The organism is Streptomyces sp. Y2F8-2 (assembly GCF_014905555.1).
In the GTDB taxonomy this organism is placed as follows: domain Bacteria; phylum Actinomycetota; class Actinomycetes; order Streptomycetales; family Streptomycetaceae; genus Streptomyces; species Streptomyces cynarae.
In genome coordinates, this window is the sequence record NZ_BNGS01000002.1 from 1,007,253 (window position 1) to 1,026,913 (window position 19,661).

Annotated in this window: 15 protein-coding genes; 5 read left to right on the forward strand and 10 right to left on the reverse strand. The window is 72.4% G+C overall.

Annotated elements, in window-relative coordinates; genetic code table 11:
• Positions 1-74 precede the first annotated feature (74 nt).
• Positions 75-809, forward strand: coding sequence for a hypothetical protein (locus tag SY2F82_RS09835; protein WP_200418654.1), 735 nt, complete (start codon positions 75-77; stop codon positions 807-809).
• A 10-nt stretch (positions 810-819) separates the two neighbouring features.
• On the opposite strand, the gene SY2F82_RS09840 is transcribed toward SY2F82_RS09835, so the two are convergent.
• Both SY2F82_RS09840 and SY2F82_RS09845 read right to left on the reverse strand, forming a co-directional pair.
• The gene (locus SY2F82_RS09840; protein WP_200418574.1) at positions 820-2,034 is read right to left on the reverse strand and encodes an AI-2E family transporter; all 1,215 of its coding nucleotides are present in this window, start codon (positions 2,032-2,034) and stop codon (positions 820-822) included.
• A gap of 59 nt (positions 2,035-2,093) precedes the next feature.
• Positions 2,094-2,288: a DUF3046 domain-containing protein gene (locus SY2F82_RS09845; RefSeq protein ID WP_200418575.1), complete on the reverse strand. Its 195-nt coding sequence runs from the start codon at positions 2,286-2,288 to the stop codon at positions 2,094-2,096.
• Positions 2,289-2,367: 79 nt separating this feature from the next.
• Between SY2F82_RS09845 and SY2F82_RS09850 the strand changes: the two genes are divergently transcribed.
• The 4 genes from SY2F82_RS09850 to SY2F82_RS09865 all read left to right on the forward strand — a co-directional run bounded on the left by SY2F82_RS09850 (position 2,368) and on the right by SY2F82_RS09865 (position 10,210).
• Positions 2,368-3,312 carry a hypothetical protein gene (locus tag SY2F82_RS09850; protein ID WP_200418576.1) on the forward strand — a complete coding sequence of 315 codons (945 nt, stop codon included), beginning with the start codon at positions 2,368-2,370 and terminating at the stop codon, positions 3,310-3,312.
• A gap of 267 nt (positions 3,313-3,579) precedes the next feature.
• Complete coding sequence (locus SY2F82_RS09855; protein ID WP_200418577.1) at positions 3,580-8,532, forward strand: ATP-dependent helicase; 4,953 nt, start codon at positions 3,580-3,582, stop codon at positions 8,530-8,532.
• A 24-nt stretch (positions 8,533-8,556) separates the two neighbouring features.
• Positions 8,557-9,399 carry an Fpg/Nei family DNA glycosylase gene (locus SY2F82_RS09860; RefSeq protein WP_200418578.1) on the forward strand — a complete coding sequence of 281 codons (843 nt, stop codon included), beginning with the start codon at positions 8,557-8,559 and terminating at the stop codon, positions 9,397-9,399.
• Positions 9,400-9,448: 49 nt separating this feature from the next.
• Complete coding sequence (locus tag SY2F82_RS09865) at positions 9,449-10,210, forward strand: SDR family NAD(P)-dependent oxidoreductase (RefSeq protein ID WP_200418579.1); 762 nt, start codon at positions 9,449-9,451, stop codon at positions 10,208-10,210.
• A 592-nt stretch (positions 10,211-10,802) separates the two neighbouring features.
• Here the strand turns inward: SY2F82_RS09865 and SY2F82_RS09870 are convergent.
• The 8 genes from SY2F82_RS09870 to SY2F82_RS09905 all read right to left on the reverse strand — a co-directional run bounded on the left by SY2F82_RS09870 (position 10,803) and on the right by SY2F82_RS09905 (position 19,597).
• Positions 10,803-11,273, reverse strand: coding sequence for a Dps family protein (locus SY2F82_RS09870; RefSeq protein ID WP_200418655.1), 471 nt, complete (start codon positions 11,271-11,273; stop codon positions 10,803-10,805).
• 200 nt (positions 11,274-11,473) lie between these two features.
• Positions 11,474-11,851, reverse strand: coding sequence for a helix-turn-helix domain-containing protein (locus SY2F82_RS09875; RefSeq protein WP_103845022.1), 378 nt, complete (start codon positions 11,849-11,851; stop codon positions 11,474-11,476).
• Positions 11,852-11,960: 109 nt separating this feature from the next.
• A complete protein-coding gene (locus SY2F82_RS09880; RefSeq protein WP_200418580.1) occupies positions 11,961-12,506 on the reverse strand; it encodes a CinA family protein in 546 nt (181 codons plus the stop codon).
• A complete protein-coding gene (pgsA, locus tag SY2F82_RS09885) occupies positions 12,503-13,330 on the reverse strand; it encodes a CDP-diacylglycerol--glycerol-3-phosphate 3-phosphatidyltransferase (protein ID WP_200418581.1) in 828 nt (275 codons plus the stop codon). Before pgsA ends, SY2F82_RS09880 begins: the two co-directional genes overlap by 4 nt.
• On the reverse strand, positions 13,327-14,808 hold the full coding sequence (gene rimO, locus SY2F82_RS09890) for a 30S ribosomal protein S12 methylthiotransferase RimO (protein ID WP_200418582.1): 1,482 nt from the start codon (positions 14,806-14,808) through the stop codon (positions 13,327-13,329). Before rimO ends, pgsA begins: the two co-directional genes overlap by 4 nt.
• Before the next feature lie 107 nt (positions 14,809-14,915).
• On the reverse strand, positions 14,916-15,785 hold the full coding sequence (locus SY2F82_RS09895; protein WP_200418583.1) for a helix-turn-helix domain-containing protein: 870 nt from the start codon (positions 15,783-15,785) through the stop codon (positions 14,916-14,918).
• A gap of 290 nt (positions 15,786-16,075) precedes the next feature.
• The gene (locus SY2F82_RS09900; RefSeq protein WP_200418584.1) at positions 16,076-18,778 is read right to left on the reverse strand and encodes a DNA translocase FtsK; all 2,703 of its coding nucleotides are present in this window, start codon (positions 18,776-18,778) and stop codon (positions 16,076-16,078) included.
• Between the two features lie 138 nt (positions 18,779-18,916).
• A complete protein-coding gene (locus tag SY2F82_RS09905; RefSeq protein ID WP_200418585.1) occupies positions 18,917-19,597 on the reverse strand; it encodes a two-component system response regulator in 681 nt (226 codons plus the stop codon).
• Positions 19,598-19,661: the final 64 nt, after the last annotated feature.

Genomic DNA, 19,661 nt, shown 5'->3' on the forward strand with positions numbered 1-19,661 from the left:
TGGAGATCGAGAGCCTGTCGGGGACGTCCACCGCCGCGGCGTTGCCGCCACTCCCGCCGCAACGGCGATCCGCCATGCGCCCGGTCGAGCGTCTGTGCCATGCCACCGGTGCCTTACTGGTCCTTTCCGGTCTGGCGCACCTGGTGGTGTTCCTCGTCGACGGCGGCCCCTGGGACGGTCCCGTCTCGTGGCGCAAGCCCTTCACGTTCGGGCTGTCCTTCGGGGTGACGCTGATCGCGCTCACCTGGGTGACGTCGTACCTCCGCGTCCGGGCGCGGCTCCGCGCGGTGCTGCTCGCCGTGTTCGCCGCCGACTGCGTCGTGGAGGTCGCCGGGATCACCCTCCAGGCGTGGCGGCGCGTGCCCTCACACCTCAACACCGAGACGCCCTTCGACACGGCGGTGGCGATGACGCTCGCGCTGGGCGGCGCCGTCCTCGTCGTCGTGCTCTCGGCGTTCACCGCCGCCGCGTTCCGGCACCGGCCGGGCGGCCCCCTCGGCATGGCGCTCGCGCTGCGCTCCGGGTTCGCGATCCTGATCGTGGCGCTGCTCTCCGGCGCCGCGATGATCGCGCGCGGGACCGTGCTGTCCCGCACCGGACACCAGCAGGCGGCGTACCACTCCACGGCGCCGCTCAAGCCGCTGCACGGGGTCAGCCTGCACGCCGTGCTGGTGCTGCCGGCGCTGGCCTGGCTGCTGTCCCGCACGTCCTGGCGCGAAGCCACCAGACAGAGGGTCATGTACGCGGCGGTCGGCGGCTACGCGGCCGTCGTGCTCGGCGCGGGGGTCTGGGCGGCCCTGTCCTGGTGAGCGGGCGCCCTCAGCGCTCGAACAGCCTCCGCACGCGCGCCGTGAGACTGCCCGAGCCGCGCGTGCGGTGCCCGTGGACGCGGGGGTCGTCGGTGACGTCGTACCGCTTCACGTACGCCCCCAGGAAGGCCTGCAGCGTGGCGACCGCGGGGATGGCGATCAGCGCGCCCACCGCGCCGAGGAGGGCGGTGCCCGCTATGACGGACCCGAAGGCGACCGCGGGGTGGATGTCCACGGACCGCGCGGTCAGCTTGGGCTGCAGCATGTAGTTCTCGAACTGCTGGTAGACCACGACGAAGATCAGCACCCACAGCGCGTACCAGGGTTCCACGGTGAAGGCGATCAGCATCGGCAGGGCACCCGCGAGATAGGTGCCGATGGTGGGGATGAACTGGGAGACCAGGCCGACCCACACCGCGAGCACGGGCGCGTACGGAACGCCCAGCGCCTGCAGCAGGACGTAGTGCGCGATGCCGGAGATGAGGGCCATCAGGCCGCGCGAGTAGAGGTAGCCGCCCGTCTTGTCGACGGCGATCTCCCAGGCGCGCAGCACCTCGGCCTGCCGGGCGGGCGGCAGCACCGAGCACAGCGCACGCCGCAGCCTGGGCCCGTCGGCGGCGAAGTAGAACGAGAACAGGCCGATCGTCAGCAGCTGGAAGAGGCCGCCCAGGACCTGGGCGGAGACGTCCAGGACACCGGTGGCGCTGTTCTGGACGTACTTTCTGAGCCAGTCGGAGTGGACCAGGCTGTCCTGCACGTCCACGCGTCTGACATGGGTGTGGAACGTGGTGTTGATCCAGTTGATCACCGAGTCGAGGTAGCCCGGGAAGCCCTCGACCATCTTGATGATCTGGCCGGCGAGCATGGAGCCGAGCAGTGTGACGAACCCGGCGACGGCGATCGCCAGGCCGAGGAACACGAGGAAGGTGGCCAGCCCCCGGCGCATGCCGTGGGCCGCCATCCAGCTGACCGCGGGCTCGATGGCGAGCGCCAGGAAGAACGCGATCAGGATGTTGATCAGCAAGCCGATGAGCTGGTGGAACGCCCAGCTGCCCAGTTGGAAGACGGCGATGAGCGCGAGGGCGAGCACCATGGCGCGCGGCAGCCAGCGCGGCATACGGGCGCCCGGCGCGGCGCCGTCGCCCGACGGGGGCGGCTGGGGCGGTGTCGTGCCGAGCGGTGCTGCCTGCTGGGGGACCTGTGCGGTCTCGTCTGTCGGGGCCACGGAGCAAGTCTCGCCCACACCGGCGGCATCCGGGGACCCCTGTGGATCTCGGCGCTTCTTCAGCGCTTCTCCCGCGGAACGTCCACGGCCGTGCACACGGCGCGCCACACGTCCTTGGCCTCCCAGCCGGCTTCCAGCGCCTGGTGCACGGTGCGCCCGCCGAGTTCCGACATCACGTGGTCGCGCGCGAAGGTGTCGGCGTAGCCCTCACCGAAGTGATCCGCCATCCGCTGCCAGAAGACCGTCAACCGCATGACACCAGTATCCCGCCCTGAGAGTGGGGCCGGACCGGGACGGCTTGCCGAGAACGCTTTCCGTCCTACGGTCTGATCCATGGCCGAAACCGGAGCATCCCCACTCCCTCCCGCGCCCTCGGCGCGCACCCCGCTCTCCCGCGCCGAGCACTTCGTGTGGCTGACCGCGCGCTTGCTGGAGCAGCGCCGTTTCGCGTACCACTTCCTGGGCGGCGGCGCCGACCCCGTGGAGGCCGCGCTGGCCGCCTACCGCAACGAGGACGAGGGGTACGGTCACGCCCTCGAACCCGATCTGCGCGGCCCGGTCAGCCAGCCCCTGCACACCGCCCACGCCCTGCGGGTGCTGGACTCGATCGGCCGTTGCGGCGGCCAGCGGGTGGAGCGCGTGTGCCGCTATCTGACCGCCGTGTCGACGGCGGACGGCGCTCTTCCGGCGGTGCATCCCGTGCAGCGCGGCTATCCGGCCGCGCCCTTCGTGCCCATCACCGACAACCCGCCGAGCGATCTGCTCGCCACGGGCCCGGTGGTGGGCCTGCTGCACCGCAACGAGGTGTGGCACGCGTGGATGTTCCGGGCCACCGACTTCTGCTGGCAGGCGGTCGAGTCCCTGGACAAGTCGCATCCGTACGAGGTCGAGGCGGCCGTGGCGTTCCTGGACTCGGCGCCCGACCGCCCGCGCGCCGAGGCCGCGGCCCACCGTCTGGGCCGCCTGGTGCGCGAACAGCGGCTCGCGGTCCTGGACCCGGACCGTCCGGGGGCGTATCCGGTCGCCTCCGGGTACGCACCGGGCGAGCACCACTTCCCGTACGACTTCGCGCGTACCCCGGACTCCCTCGCTCGGGCGTGGTTCACCGACGAGGAGATGGCGCGCGCCCTGGACTTCCTCGCGGCCGAGCAGCATGAGGACGGCGGCTGGCCGGTCCGGTGGCGCCAGTGGGCTCCGGGCACCGCCCTGGAGGCCCGCCCCATGGTGACCATCGACGCGCTGCTCACCCTCAGGGCGTACGGACGGCCCATCGGCTGACGGAGGGCGGCCCCACGCCCGCGTGCCGCCCCGGGAAGCCGCCCGGCCCGCGTCCGGAGCGGGCGGTCCAGGCCGACCGGCCGCCGACCGCCGAGCCGTCACCTCTGGCATCCTGGCCGTCATCGGGCCCGAACCGAACCCGCCACGGCTCCTTCCGCGTGGCAGGTCGGCCCTGCGCACGATGGCCGCCCTGCCCCGGGCGGGTCGCCTTGTCGTACGTCTCCGCAGGTCACGGGCATTGTCAGTGAGCGGGTGCAGGATGGATCCATGGTCAGCTCCGCACACCCGGCCCTCGACGGCTTCTCACCCGCGACCCGAGCCTGGTTCACGGGGGCGTTCTCCGCGCCCACCGCGGCCCAGGCCGGGGCGTGGCGTGCCATCGCCGCGGACTCGGACGTGCTCGTGGTGGCGCCGACCGGCTCCGGCAAGACGCTGGCCGCCTTCCTCGCCGCGCTGGACCGGCTGACGTCCACACCGCCGCCGGCCGACCCCAGGAAGCGCTGCCGGGTGCTGTACGTGTCCCCGCTGAAGGCCCTGGCGGTCGACGTGGAGCGGAACCTGCGCAGTCCGCTCACCGGCATCCGCCAGGAGTCGGTCCGGCTCGGCCTGCCCGAGCCGGAAGTGAAGGTGGGCATCCGGTCAGGCGACACCCCGGCCGCCGAGCGCCGCGCCCTGGCCACGCGCCCGCCGGACATCCTGATCACCACTCCGGAGTCGCTGTTTCTGATGCTGACGTCGTCCACGCGCGACGCGCTGACGGGCGTGGAGACGGTCATCCTGGACGAGGTGCACGCCGTCGCGGGCACCAAGCGGGGTGCGCACCTGGCACTCTCACTGGAGCGGCTCGACGAGCTGCTGCCGAAGCCCGCGCGCCGCATCGGCCTGTCCGCCACCGTGCGCCCGGTGGACGAGGTGGCCCGCTTCCTCTCCCCGCGCCGCAAGGTGGAGATCGTCCAACCCGAGTCGGGCAAGGAGTTCGACCTCTCGGTCGTCGTGCCCGTCGAGGACCTCGGCGAGTTGGGCGGCTCCCCGGTCTCCGACGGCACCGAGGGCGCGGAGCGCCCGTCCATCTGGCCGCACGTCGAGGAGCGCATCGCCGACCTGGTCCAGGCGCACCGCTCCACGATCGTGTTCGCCAACTCGCGCCGCCTCGCGGAGCGACTGTGCAACCGGCTGAACGAGATCGCGTACGAGAGGGCCACAGGCGAGACGCTGGAGGAGCACCACGCGCCCGCCCAGCTGATGGGGGGTTCCGGCGCGGCACAAGGGGCACCCCCGGTCCTCGCCCGCGCCCACCACGGGTCGGTCTCCAAGGAGCAGCGCGCTCTCGTCGAGGAGGACCTGAAGGCGGGCCGGCTCCCGGCGGTGGTCGCCACCTCCAGCCTCGAGCTGGGCATCGACATGGGCGCGGTGGACCTCGTCGTCCAGGTCGAGTCGCCACCGTCCGTGGCGTCCGGGCTGCAGCGGGTGGGCCGGGCGGGACACCAGGTCGGCGCGGTCTCCACCGGCGTGGTCTTCCCCAAGTACCGCGGCGACCTCGTACAGGCGGCCGTGGTCACCGAACGGATGCGCACGGGCGCGATCGAGTCTCTGAAGGTTCCGGCGAACCCGCTGGACGTGCTCGCGCAGCAGCTCGTCGCGATGACGTCGCTCGACACCTGGCAGTTCGACGACCTCCTCGCGCTGGTGCGCCGGGCGGCGCCGTTCGCCTCGCTGCCGGAATCGGCGTTCACGGCGGTGCTGGACATGCTCGCGGGCCGCTACCCCTCCGACGCGTTCGCGGAGCTGCGGCCGCGCGTGGTGTGGGACCGGGTCGCGGGCACCATCACCGGCCGCCCCGGCGCCCAGCGGCTCGCCGTCACCTCCGGAGGCACCATCCCGGACCGCGGGCTGTTCGGGGTGTTCCTCGCCGGTGCCGATCCCAAGAAGGGCGGCGGCCGGGTCGGCGAGCTGGACGAGGAGATGGTCTACGAGTCCCGGATCGGAGACGTGTTCACCCTCGGTACCAGCTCCTGGCGCATCGAGGACATCACCCGCGACCGCGTCCTGGTCTCCCCCGCACCCGGCGTCCCCGGCAGGCTGCCGTTCTGGAAGGGCGACCAGCTGGGCCGCCCGCTGGAACTGGGTCGCGCGGTGGGTGCGTTCCTGCGCGAGGTGGGCTCGATGCCCAAGGACGACGCGCGCCTGAGGCTGCTGGCGGCGGGCCTGGACGCCTGGGCCGCGGACAACGTGCTGTCGTACCTGGACGAACAGCGCGAGGCCTGCGGCCACGTCCCCGACGACCGCACGATCGTCGTCGAGCGGTTCCGCGATGAACTGGGCGACTGGCGGGTCGTGGTGCACTCCCCCTTCGGCGCCCAGGTGCATGCCCCGTGGGCGCTCGCGCTGGGCGCCCGCCTGTCCGAGCGCTACGGCATGGACGCCCAGGTCATGCACGCCGACGACGGCATCGTGCTGCGCCTGCCGGACGCCGACCTGATGGGCCTGGACCTGCTGGACCAGGAACCGATGAAGGGCGGCACTCACTTCAACACGGCCGACGCCGAGCAGGCGCCCGTCGGTGCGGCCGACGTCGCCTTCGACAAGGGCGAGGTCGACCAGATCGTCACCGACCAGGTCGGTGGCTCGGCGCTGTTCGCGTCCCGGTTCCGCGAGTGCGCGGCCCGCGCACTGCTGCTGCCGCGCCGCAACCCGGGCCGGCGCACCCCCCTGTGGCAGCAGCGCCAGCGCGCGGCCCAACTGCTGCAGGTGGCGAGCGAGTTCGGCTCGTTCCCGATCGTCCTGGAGGCGGTGCGCGAATGCCTGCAGGACGTCTTCGACGTCCCGGGCCTGATCGAGCTGATGGGCGACCTCGAGTCCCGCAAGGTGCGGCTCGTCGAGGTGACCACCCCCGAGCCGTCGCCGTTCGCCCGCTCGCTGCTGTTCGGGTACGTCGCCCAGTTCCTCTACGAGGGGGACTCTCCGCTCGCCGAGCGGCGCGCCGCGGCGCTGTCGCTGGACTCCCGGCTGCTGGCGGAGCTGCTGGGCCAGGCGGAGCTGCGGGAGCTGCTCGACGCGGAGGTCCTGACCGAGCTGGAGCGGGAGCTGCAGTGGCTCACCGAGGATCGGCGCGTCAAGGACGTCGAGGGGGTCGCGGACGTGCTGCGGGTGCTGGGGCCGCTCACCGACGCCGACCTGGTGGCACGGGGAGCCGACCCGCAGTGGGCCCGTGAGCTGGCGGCGGCCCGGCGCGCGATCAAGGTCCGGATCGCGGGCGCCGACCACTGGGCGGCGGTCGAGGACGCGGGCCGGCTCCGCGACGCGCTCGGCACGGCGCTGCCCGTCGGCGTCCCGGAGGCGTTCACCGAGCCGGTCAAGGACCCGCTCGGCGATCTCCTCGCCCGGTACGCGCGCACCCACGGCCCCTTCACATCGGCGACGGCGGCCACGCGGTTCGGACTCGGGGTCGCGGTCACCGAGGGCGCGCTGCAACGGCTGGCGGCGTCCGGGCGGATCGTCCAGGGCGAGTTCCATCCGGCGGGCATCGGCCAGGAGTGGTGCGACGCAGCGGTACTGCGCCGGTTGCGGCGCCGTTCACTGGCGGCGCTGCGGCACGAGCTCGAGCCGGTTCCGGCACCCGCCCTGGCGCAGTTCCTGCCGCAGTGGCAGCACGTCGGCAGCGGGCACGGACTACGGGGCGTGGACGGACTGGTGCGCGCCATCGAGCAGTTGCAGGGCGTGTCCGTGCCCGCGTCCGCCCTCGAGAAGCTCGTCCTGCCGTCCCGTGTCGCGAACTACACCCCGGCGATGCTGGACGAACTCACGGCCGCCGGCGAGGTGGTGTGGGCGGGCGCGGGCGCGCTGCCCGGAAAAGACGGCTGGATCTCCCTCTACCTCGCGGACGCCGCCCCCCTGCTGCTGCCCGCCCCGCACCCCCTGGAACTGACCGCCCTGCACCAGTCGATCCTGGACGCCCTCTCGGGCGGCTACGGACTGTTCTTCCGGCAGATCGCCGACCAGGTCCGCGCCACCGCCCACCCGGACGTCACCGAGCCCCGACTCGCCGACGCGATCTGGGACCTGGCGTGGTCCGGGCGGCTCACGAACGACACGCTGGCGCCGATGCGGTCCCTGCTCGGCTCGGGCCGCACCGCGGGGGCCACGGCCCACCGCGCCAAGCGTGCCGTCCCGCGCGGACGCTACGGCTCACTGACGGCCGCCGCCCGGCCCCAGTCCCGTACGGGTCCGCCGACCGTCGCGGGCCGTTGGTCCCTGCTGCCCGCACACGAGGCCGACCCCACCGTCCGCGCCCACGCCCTGGCCCGGACGCTGCTCGACCGGCACGGCGTGGTGACTCGGGGGGCGGTGGCCGCGGAGGGGGTGGAGGGCGGCTTCTCGGCCGTGTACCGGGTCCTGTCCGCCTTCGAGGAGAGTGGTCAGGCGCGGCGCGGTTATGTCGTCGAGGGGCTGGGCGCGGCACAGTTCGCGATGGACGGCGCGGTGGACCGGCTGCGCGCGGTGGCGAACGCCCGCGAGCGGGGCGAACCGCTGCCGGGCGTCGGAACGGCACCCGACGCGGGGAACGGGTTCGCCGGAGATCCCACAGATCCGTTCGCCTCCAGTGCGGGCCCGGGCGGTCCGGGCGGCGACGGCCCCGAGGACCCGTTCGACATCGACTTCGCCGACACCTTCGGCATGGGCCCGGCCGCCCAGGACCCGCTGTCCGCCCCGGGCTTCGGAGGCCCCCGTTCGGGGCCCGGCTTCTCCTCCGGGGCTCCCGCCTCCCGGTCCCTCCACGGGCAGCACGGACGCGGGGGCCTCCCGCCGAACCGCACGCGCACGTCCGGGCCGGCCCGGGCCGTGGTCCTGGCCGCCGCCGACCCCGCGAACGCGTACGGCGCGGCGCTCCCCTGGCCCGAGCCGCCGACGGGTGCGGGGCACAAGCCGGGGCGGAAGGCGGGTTCGCTGGTGGTCCTGGTCGACGGCGAGCTGGCGCTCTACGTGGAGCGGGGCGGCAAGACCGTGCTGGCCTGGCCCTCCGAGCCGGAGGCCGGGCCGGCCGAGGACGAGCGTCTGCGCATGGCCGCCGAGGCCCTGGGGACGGCCGCCAAGGCGGATTCCCTCGGCACCGTGACGGTGGAACGGATCAACGGAGCCTCGGCCCTGTCGTCCCCCTTCGGCGTCCTCCTGGAAGGAGCGGGCTTCATAGCGACACCACGGGGACTGCGGATCCGTGCATGAGCCCCCACGTGCCACCCTTGACCCATGCCCGAAGGTGACACCGTCCACCAGGCCGCGAAGCGTCTGCACGGCGCGCTCGCGGGCAAGGTGCTGACGCGTTCCGACCTCCGGGTGCCCAGGTACGCGACGGCCGATCTCACCGGCCGTACCGTCCTGGACGTCACCCCGCGCGGCAAGCACCTGCTGACCCGTATCGAGGGCGGGCTCACGCTGCACTCGCACCTGATGATGGACGGGGCGTGGAAGGTGTTCGCGGCGGGGCAGCGCTGGAGCGGCGGTCCCGCCCACCAGATCCGGGCGATCCTCGGCACCCTCGACCGCACGGCGGTCGGCTACCGCCTGCCCGTCCTGGAACTGCTGCGCACCGCCGACGAGCACCGCGCCGTGGGCCACCTCGGCCCGGACCTCCTCGGCCCCGACTGGGACCCCGGCGCGGCCCTGGAGAACCTGCTGCGCGACCCCGCCCGCCCCCTCGGCGAGGCCCTGCTCGACCAGCGCAACCTGGCCGGCATCGGCAATGTCTACAAGAGCGAGCTGTGCTTCCTGCTCCGGGTGACCCCGTGGCTGCCCGTCGGCGAGCTCCCGGCCGGGCACGCCGCCCACCTGCCCACCCTCGCCAAGAAGCTGCTGGAGGCGAACCGCGACCGCCCGGCCCGCAACACCACCGGACGGCGCGAACAGAACCTCTTCGTCTACGGTCGCGCGCCCCGCCCCTGCCTGCGCTGCGGCACCCCGGTCCAGGTGGCGGAGCAGGGCGACGGCTCGCGGGAGCGGCCCACCTACTGGTGCCCGGCCTGCCAGTGGGGCCCGGCTCCCGCCCCGGGGGCGGCGGACCACCGCCACAGCCGCCCGCCGGCAGCCGATTGACGAACCGACCAATTGACGGACCGTCAGGTACGCTCGTAGCGTCGCTGTCATGCCCGTCACGGCGTACGACCTCAGCGAACGCACCGTCTTCGTCACCGGCGCCGCGAGCGGCATCGGCCGGGCCTCGGCCGTGCTGCTCGCCGAGGCAGGCGCGACCGTGCACTGCGCCGACCGCGACGCGCCGGGGCTGCGCGAGACGGCGACTCTGATCGCAGACCGGGGCGGCACGGCACACACCCACCACCTCGACGTGACCGACCGGGTCCGGCTCGAGCAGGCGGTCGCGTCCTGCGAGCGCCTCGACGCGATGGCGGCCGTCGCCGGGATCATGCACAGCAGCCCCCTGCTCCAGACACGGGACGAGGACCTGGACCGGGTACTGGCCGTCAACTTCAAGGGGGTCCTGTACGCCTGCCAGGAGGCGGCGCTCCGGATGATCGAGGACGGGACCCGCGGCAGCATCGTCACGATGGCGTCGAGCGCCGTCGACACCGGCGGCCCGGGGCTGCTCTGCTACGGCGCGGCGAAGGCCGCCGTGGTGCAGCTGACGAAGACCCTGGCGACCGAGGTCGGGCCGCACGGCATACGGGTCAACGCCGTGGCGCCGGGCTGGACCCGTACGCCGATGACCGACCGGCACGGGGAGGCGCAGGAGCGCACGGAGGCGTTGATGGCGCGACTGTCACCGCTGGGCCGGACCGGCGAACCGCAGGACGTCGCGCACGCGGTGCTGTACCTGGCCTGCGACGCCTCGTCCTTCGTCACGGGGCAGATCCTCCGCCCGAACGGCGGCGTGGCCATGCCCTGGTGACAGCTACGGCCCCGGCCGCAGCGACCGGTGGCGGCCACACCGACAGGGCCCCGGGGGCGGGCGCGGCCGGGCCGGTCACGGCACGCCCTCCAGAGGTCCCCTGAACACCCCCGGACGCCGTCGTACCGGCCCCGCACACTCCCCCTGCGTCCCGCCCCCTCACCCTGGTTGCGCGCCCCTCCCGCGCCCCCTCACGGTCTGCCACCGCCGCCAGGACCGAGCCCACTGATCCGACCCGGCCGCCCCCACGGCCCGGGCCTTCGGCACACAGTGCACCGGCAGCAGACTCAGTCCCCATCCCCCGATGGCGACCGCACCTTCCAGCACCCCTGCGTCGGGTGCCAGCACGAGTCGGAGCACCCCCCACCACCACAGCGCACCCAGCGCCAGCGCAGCCCCCCAGCGCGCCGTGCGCCCCGCCATGGCCGTCACCTCCAACCCGAGGAACCAGACCCTAGACCGGGCCGTCACCGCCAGGGAGGGCGCACCAGCGGCACACAGGCGCACCGGACCCAGCGCATGCCCCCGGCATCTGGCGCACGCGGCGCACCCCGCGCACACCCCGACCGGACCGCCCCGGGTCGCTGTGCGCTCACGCGTTCTCAGCCTGGAACATCCAGTGATGTTTCTCCAGCTCCGCGGTGACGGCGATGAAGATGTCCTGGCTCACCGGGTCGGCGTCGGCGGTCGCCTGCACCCGTTCCCGCATCCGCGTGATGACCGCGCCGAGGGCGGACACGAGGGTTCCCACCGCGTCCGTGTCCTTGACCCAACCCTGGGGCACGGAGCCGATGCCGCTGCTCTGGGCGACCGTCGCGGCGCGCCCGTCCGGCGGGACGCCGAGCGCGGAGGCCCGTTCGGCCACGGTGTCGGAGTGCCGCCGTGCCGTGTCGACGACCTCGTCGAGCTGGAGGTGGATGGAACGGAAACGCGGCCCGATGATGTTCCAGTGGATCTGCTTCGCCACCAGCGAGAGGTCCAGCAGGTCGACCAGCGCACCCTGCAGCGCCCCGGAGACGGTCTTCAGATCCGTGTCGGGCAGCGGGCTCTTCACGACGTACATCGGCATCCTCTCGAGCGTGCGTACGACCCCGAGCCCCCGCCCCTCCACCATGACGGCCCCACCCGAACCCGGCAAACGGGAGTCACGCCGGCGCCGGGAGCACGCGAGAGCCCCGGCCGTGCCCCTCCAGGTCTCCCCGGAGAAGCCCCGGCCGGGGCTCTCGTACAGCTTGCCGCCTCACCCGCTCCCGCGCGTGAGGATCAGGCGGCCACCACGTCCACTGCCTCGGCGGGGGCCTTGATCGTGACCCGTTCCGGTGGGACACCGGTGACGGACACGGAGTTGAGCATCGGGCGACGCACCGGTGCGGGCACCGGCTCGGTGGCCGCCGCCGACTGTGCCAGCTCGGCGAGCGCGAGCTCGTCGCTCACTTCCCGCATGAGCTCGGACATCCGTACGTCCAGCGCGTCGCAGATCGCGGAGAGCAGTTCGGAGGACGCCTCCTTCTGCCCCCGCTCCACCTCGGAGAGATAGCCGAGCGAGACTCGGGCGGTCGAGGAGACTTCGCGCAGAGTACGGCCCTGGCGCTGGCGCTGCCGACGCAGCACGTCACCCAGCAGGCGACGGAGCAGAATCATCGGTGGCTCCCTCCTCGGACCGCGTAGCCGCATCCTTCTCGCCCCACCGTACCGCCTTGCGCCGCGGCCGTGCGGGGAGCGCTGTTGTGTTCACTGAAAGCTGCAAACATCAAGTCCCCCCGTTCTGTTCCGTATCCTGTGCCCGCTCATTCCCGGTCTGTTCGCCCGCAAGCTGCTCCAGGAGCAGTGCGAGCACGCTCCGTACACTCTCCATACGGATTTCCGTCCGGTCGCCGTTCAACCGCAAGGAGGCCACTTTCTCGCCACCAAGTTCGTCGGAAACCTCTTCGAAGGGCCCGGCGACGGCCACGAAGACCGTGCCGACGGGCTGTCCGTCCTGTGGGTCGGGGCCGGCCACTCCGGTCGTGGCGAGTCCCCAGTCGGCGCCGAGCGCCTTGCGCACGCCGGTCGCCATCTGTCCCGCGACCTGCGGGTCCACCGCACCGCGGGTATCCAACAGGGTACCGTCCACACCGAGCAGATCCCGCTTGAGATCGGTGGCGTACGCGGTCACTGAGCCGCGGAAGACCGCGGAGGCCCCGGGCACCGCCGTGAGCTCCGCGGCCACCAGGCCACCGGTCAGCGACTCGGCGACGGCGAGGGTCTCGCCTCTCACCGTGAGTAGTCGCAGCAGCTCGGCGGCCATGGAATTCACCGTTCCGCCTCCTCGGCGGCTGCCCCGCGCTCGGCGATACCGCGCCTGCGCAGCACAATGGCCTGTCTCACATAGTCGAGCCCGGTGACAACGGTCAGCACGATGGCCACGGCCATCACCCAGAACCTCAGGGTCGCCAGCCATCCCGTGAGCGCCAGCACATACATGCCGACCGCCACACCCTGAGTCAGCGTCTTCAGTTTGCCGCCCCGGCTCGCGGGGATCACCCCGTAGCGGATCACGAGGAAGCGCAGAAGGGTGATACCGAACTCACGGCCGAGTATGACGGCCGTCACCCACCACGGCAGATCGCCGAGCCAGGACAGACAGATCAGCGCCGCACCCATGATCGCCTTGTCGGCGATGGGGTCGGCGATCTTCCCGAAGTCGGTGACCAGGTTGTAGGTGCGGGCCAGGTGGCCGTCGAACAGATCGGTGATCATGGCGATGGCGAAGGCCGCCCAGGCGAGCGAGCGCCACGCCGGGTCATACCCGCCGTCGGCCAGCATGAGGGCGACGAAACCCGGGACGAGGAGCAGGCGGAGCATCGTCAGGAGGTTGGCGACGTTCCAGACACTGGCCTGGTTGACCGCGGCGGCCGTCAGCTTGCCGCCCCGCGCCGACCGTGCGCCCTCCTGCCCGTCGGCAGGGCCGGAACCGGAGGGTGCGTCCGGGCCGCTGCCCGACTTGGCGACCGAGGCACCGGCCTGCCCTTTGGCCGGCTTGGCCCCTGACCTGCCGGTCGCGCCAGAGGCGCCCGGCGTGGACGCCGCTCCGCGCGCACCGGAGGAGCCACCCGCCGCGGAGGCTGGGATTCCGGTCATCTGCCCGCCTCCTCAGGACACCCGAGCGCCCCCGCGAGGGGCTCGGCCACCAGATCGACACCTTCCGTACCGACCACCTTCGCCTCGACCATACGGCCGACGCCCAAGCCCTCGCCCCTCGTGAACAGCACCTGGCCGTCCGTCTCGGGCGCCTGGTGCGCGGCTCGGCCGTACACGGCGACCTCGTCGTCGTCCTCGTCCACCGACTCCACGAGCACGTGGACGGTCTCGCCGACGCGCTCCTCGGCGCGCTGGGACACCAGTTCCTCGGCGAGCCGGGAGATGTGAGCCAGCCGCTCGGCGACGACGTCCTCGTCGAGCTTGTTCTCGTACGTGGCGGCCTCCGTGCCCTCCTCGTCGGAGTAGCCGAAGACACCGATCGCGTCCAGCCGGGCGCCGTTCAGGAAGCGCTCCAGTTCGGCCAGGTCGGCCTCGGTCTCGCCGGGGAAGCCCACGATGAAGTTGGAGCGCACGCCCGCCTCGGGTGCCTTGCCGCGGATCGTGTCGAGCAGCTCCAGGAAGCGGTCGGTGTCACCGAAGCGCCGCATGGCGCGCAGCACGCCGGGCGCGGAGTGCTGGAAGGACAGGTCGAAGTAGGGCGCGACCTTCGGGGTCGAGGTGAGCACGTCGATCAGGCCCGGGCGCATCTCGGCGGGCTGGAGGTAGCTGACGCGGACCCGCTCGATGCCGTCCACCTCGGCCAGCTCCGGCAGCAGGGACTCCAGGAGGCGGATGTCGCCCAGGTCCTTGCCGTACGAGGTGTTGTTCTCGGAGACCAGCATGATCTCCTTCACGCCCTGTTCGGCCAGCCAGCGGGTCTCGTTCAGCACGTCGCTCGGGCGGCGTGAGATGAAGGAGCCCCGGAAGGAGGGGATGGCGCAGAAGGAGCAGCGCCGGTCGCAGCCGGAGGCGAGCTTGACCGAGGCGACGGGCGAGCCGTCGAGCCGGCGGCGCAGCGGCGCCCGGGGGCCCGAGGCCGGGGCGACGCCCTCCGGGAGGTCCGTCGGGGCACCGTGCCCGGGCAGGGCCACGTCGGCCGCCGACTGCCGCTCCGCGGGGCTGATCGGCAGCAGCTTGCGGCGGTCGCGCGGGGTGTGGGAGGCGTGGATGCCGCCGGACAGGATGGTCTGGAGCCGGTCGGAGATGTCCGCGTAGTCGTCGAAGCCGAGCACGCCGTCGGCCTCCGGGAGGGCCTCGGCCAGCTCCTTGCCGTACCGCTCGGCCATGCAGCCGACCGCCACCACGGCCCGGGTTCTGCCGTGTCCCTTGAGGTCGTTCGCCTCCAGGAGGGCGTCCACGGAGTCCTTCTTGGCGGCCTCGACGAAGCCGCACGTGTTCACCACGGCGACGTCGGCGTCCTCGGCGTCCTCCACGAGCTGCCAGCCGTCCGCCTCCAAACGGCCTGCGAGCTCCTCCGAGTCCACCTCGTTACGGGCGCAGCCAAGGGTGACGAGTGCGACGGTACGGCGTTCAGGCATGGGCTCAAGACTACTTCGTCCCGCTGACAGCCCACGTCGACGGGGTTGGCCGATCTTGGCCAACCCCGTGTGTCCGTGCCCCTTGAGTCCCGCTGGGTGCCGCCCGGTCAGCCGGTGACGGGGTCGCCCTTGGTGTAGGTCAGCCGCTCGACCTGGCCGGGCCGGAAGTCGTCCTGGATCTTCTTGCCGTTGACGTAGAGCTGGATGGCACCCGCGTCGCCGAGGACGAGGTCGATCCTCTCCTTGTCCTGGAAGGTCTGCGAGTCGCCCTTCTCGAGCAGCCCGTCGAACAGGGTGCGGCCGTTGTGGTCCTTGGCGGAGATCCAGCTGCGGCCGTCGGTGGCGCTCACCTGGACCGTCACCTTGTCCCGGGGCGCGGCCGCGATGGCGCTCTCGGACGGGTCGGGTTTCTGTGCGGCGGGCGTGCTGCTCTTGGGCGTGGGCGAGGCGGGCTTTTGGGTGGTCGCCGCGGGGCCCTTGGCGACCGGCGTGTCGACGGTGTCCGAACTGCCGGTCCCCTTGATCAGGGTGAATCCGACGAAGCCGATCACCACGACTATGGCGGCGACCATGGCCGCGGTCCAGTTGGGCGCCCGCCGGTCGGGCCGGATGCGCTCCGCCTCGAAGAGCGGGGCCGCCGGGGTCGGGGCGGGCCGTGCGCCGTGTTCGGCGGCGTACTGATCCAGCAGCGGGGCCGGGTCGAGGTGCACCGCACGCGCGAGCGTGCGGATGTGACCGCGGGCGTAGACGTCGCCCCCGCAGGGGGCGAAGTCGTCCTCTTCGATCGCGTGCACGATGGCGACACGGACCCGGGTGGCGTTGCTGACGTCGTCGACGGTCAGCCCGGCCGCGATCCGCGCGTGTCGCAGGGCCCGGCCGATCGAGGGGCGATCCGACGCGGAGGCGTCGTCCCGGCCGTCTTCGAACGGACGAGCGTCCTCAGGGGAGTTGCCGTCAGGGGAGTTGCCGATGGACACGGGGGCGCCTTTCGAGCGTGTAGCCACCTGTGCTGGAAGTTCAGTCTAGGAGGGGTGCGAAAGGGTGGGGCAACCGGGCGGTAGGACTTTGTACGCCATCAGAATGGCCGGTCATCCTGATGCCGGGGAGACAGGTCTGTTCTCTCTCAACTTGACGTCCGATGGCGGGAAACGGTTGCTCACGGAACACTTACGAGTGGGTCACGGCCGAGCGTCCGAGCGCACCGCCGGGCGCGCCCGGACCCGCTCGGCCGACCCTCTCGCGGGGCGGCCCGGGACCGTCCGGATCCCTATGGTTGAGACTCCCCACGGATGAGGGCGAGCACGCCGTCCAACTCGTCGGGTTTCACGAGAACGTCACGTGCCTTGGACCCCTCGCTGGGGCCGACGATGTTCCGCGACTCCATGAGGTCCATCAGCCGCCCCGCCTTGGCGAAGCCGACGCGCAGTTTCCGCTGGAGCATCGAGGTGGATCCGAACTGGGTGGAGACGACCAGCTCGGCGGCCTGGCACAGCAGGTCGAGGTCGTCGCCGATGTCCTCGTCGATCTCCTTCTTCTGCTTGCCGCCGACCACGACGTCGTCCCGGAAGACGGGCGTCATCTGGTCCTTGCAGTGCCGGACGACGGCCGCGACCTCCTCCTCGGTCACGAACGCGCCCTGCATGCGCACTGGTTTGTTCGCGCCCATCGGCAGGAACAGCCCGTCGCCCTTGCCGATCAGCTTCTCGGCGCCGGGCTGGTCGAGGATGACGCGGGAGTCGGCCAGGGAGGAGGTGGCGAAGGCGAGTCGGGAGGGCACGTTCGCCTTGATCAGGCCGGTGACGACGTCCACGGACGGCCGCTGTGTGGCGAGCACCAGGTGGATGCCGGCGGCACGCGCGAGCTGCGTGATGCGCACGATCGCGTCCTCCACGTCCCGGGGCGCGACCATCATCAGGTCGGCCAGCTCGTCGACGATCACCAGCAGGTACGGGTAGGGCTGCAGGTCACGCTCGCTGCCCTCCTGCGGCTTCACCTTGCCGTGCCGGACGGCCTCGTTGAAGTCGTCGATGTGCCGGAAGCCGTACGCCGCCAGGTCGTCGTAGCGCAGGTCCATCTCGCGTACGACCCACTGGAGCGCCTCGGCGGCCCGCTTGGGGTTGGTGATGATCGGCGTGATCAGGTGCGGGATGCCCTCGTACGCGGTCAGCTCGACCCGCTTGGGGTCGACGAGGACCATCCGCACGTCCTCCGGCGTCGCGCGCATCATGACCGAGGTGATCAGGCAGTTGATGCACGACGACTTGCCGGAGCCGGTGGCGCCGGCGACCAGCAGGTGCGGCATCTTGGCCAGGCTGTGCATGACGTAGCCGCCCTCGACATCCTTGCCGAAGGCGACCAGCATCGGGTCGTCGTCCTCGGCGGACTCGGCGAGGCGCAGCACGTCACCGAGGTTGACCATCTCCCGGTCGGTGTTCGGGATCTCGATGCCGACCGCGGACTTGCCGGGGATCGGGCTGATGATCCGCACGTCGGGGCTGGCGACGGCGTACGCGATGTTCTTGGTGAGCGCGGTGATCCGCTCCACCTTGACGGCGGGGCCGAGCTCGACCTCGTACCGGGTGACCGTCGGGCCGCGGGTGAAGCCGGTGACGCGGGCGTCGACCTTGAACTCGGTGAAGACGTTGGTGAGTGCGTCGACGACGGCGTCGTTGGCGGCGCTGCGCGCCTTGCCGGGACCGCCCCGGTGGAGCAGGTCCAGGGAGGGCAGGGCGTAGGTGATGTCGCCGGACAACTGGAGCTGCTCGGCGCGCGGCGGCAGCTCGCGGGGCTCTTCCGGGGCCTTCTTCGTCAGGTCGGGCACCGCGGCCTGGGACGCGGGCTGCTCCGGCTCGGGGCGCGCGGTCGGCACGGGCGTCGGCGTGGTCGGCTCCCGGTCGGTGACGCTCACGCCCTGGGTGAGGTCGGCGACGACCGGGGACGGCGGCATGCCGTGCAGGACGGCACCGTCCAGGGCCGCCGCGGCGGCCGCCGCGACGTCCACGGCGTCCATCTCCCTGCCCAAGGCGGGCTGCTGCACGGCGGGGCGCCGGGGACGGCCGCGGCGCCGGGAGAGCGCCTCCTGCTCGGCTCCGTCCGGGTCGTACACGTCGGGGGCGGGGCCACGACGCCGGGTGCGGGGCAGCGCCTCGCGCCACTGCTCGTCGTAGCGTTCGTCGTCCTCGGTCAGGAACTCGTCCTCCGGGTCGTGCAGGAGCCCGAGCTTGAGGCCGAGATGGCGCAGCCGCCGCGGGATGGCGGTGACGGGGGTGGCGGTGACGACGAGGACGCCGAAGAACGTGAGCAGGACGAGCAACGCCACGGCGAGGGCGTCGCCCATCGTGTACGTCAGCGGGGTGGCCGCCGCCCAGCCGATGAGCCCGCCGGCGTCCCTTATGGCCTGCATGCCGTCGCTGCGCGCGGGGGCGCCGCAGGCGATGTGCACCTGGCCGAGCACGCCGAGGACGAGCGCGGACAGGCCGATGACGATGCGGCCGTTGGCCTCCGGGCGCTCCGGGTGGAGGATCAGGCGCACGGCGATCACGCCGAGCAGGAGTGGCACCAGCAGGTCGAGGCGGCCGAAGGCGCCGGTCACCAGCATCTCGACGAGGTCGCCCACGGGACCACGGAGATTGGCCCAGGTGCCGGCGGCGACGATCAGCGACAGCGCGAGCAGCAGGAGCGCGAGACCGTCCTTGCGGTGCGCCGGGTCGAGCCCCTTCGCACCCCGCCCCAGGCCGCGGAACAGGGCTCCGACGGCGTGCGCGGCGCCGAGCCACAGGGCGCGTACGAGTCTGTACACGCCCGCGGTCGGGTTGGGCGCCGGTGCGGGGGCGGGCTTCTTCGCCGCTGCCTTCCTGGCCGGCGCCTTCTTGACGGCGGCTTTCTTGGCGGGGGCCTTCTTCGCCGGAGCCTTCCTGGGAGCGGCCGCCTTCTTCGCGGGCGACTTCTTGGCTGCGGGACGTGGGGCCATGGGTGTGAGATTACCGGTGGAAAGGGCAGGGAACACACGCCCCTGCGGCTTCACCCGTTCGTGTCGCCTCAAGAGATGCGTGAAGTTGACGTTGCTTCACCCGGGCGTTCAAGGCGCCGCCCCGGTCCCCGCCCCGCGTCAGTTCTGCGAAGGCACCGACGGCGCCCCGCTGCCGGTCCCCGGCTCCAACGCGTCCAGCGCCCTGCGCAGGCCGGTGAGTTTGCGCTCGAGGTGGGCCGCCGTCGCCACCGCGGCCGCGTCCGCGGACTCGTCGTCCAGCTGCTTGGACAGGGCTTCCGCCTGCTCCTCCACCGCCGCGAGCCGCGCCGAGAGCTCGGCGAGGATGCCCGCCGGCTCCTTGCTGTCGCCGCTCCCGGACTTGCCGCCTTCCAGCTGGAGCCGCAGCAGGGCCGCCTGCTCCCGCAGTTGGCAGTTCTTCATGTACAGCTCGACGAAAACGGAGACCTTCGCCCGCAGCACCCACGGGTCGAACGGCTTGGAGATGTAGTCCACCGCACCCGCCGCGTACCCCCGGAAGGTGTGGTGCGGGCCGTGGTTGATGGCGGTCAGGAAGATGATCGGGATGTCCCGGGTGCGCTCGCGCCGCTTGATGTGCGCGGCGGTCTCGAAACCGTCCATGCCCGGCATCTGGACGTCCAGCAGAATCACCGCGAAGTCGTCCGTCAGCAGCGCCTTGAGCGCTTCCTCCCCGGACGATGCCCTGACCAGCGTCTGATCGAGCGCAGAGAGGATGGCCTCCAGCGCCAGCAGATTCTCCGGCCGGTCATCGACCAGGAGGATCTTGGCCTTCTGCACCATGGCCCGCCCTCCTCGCCCCGGCTTGGGGCCTCCCCTGTCCACAGGACTCGGGATGACGCCGCCC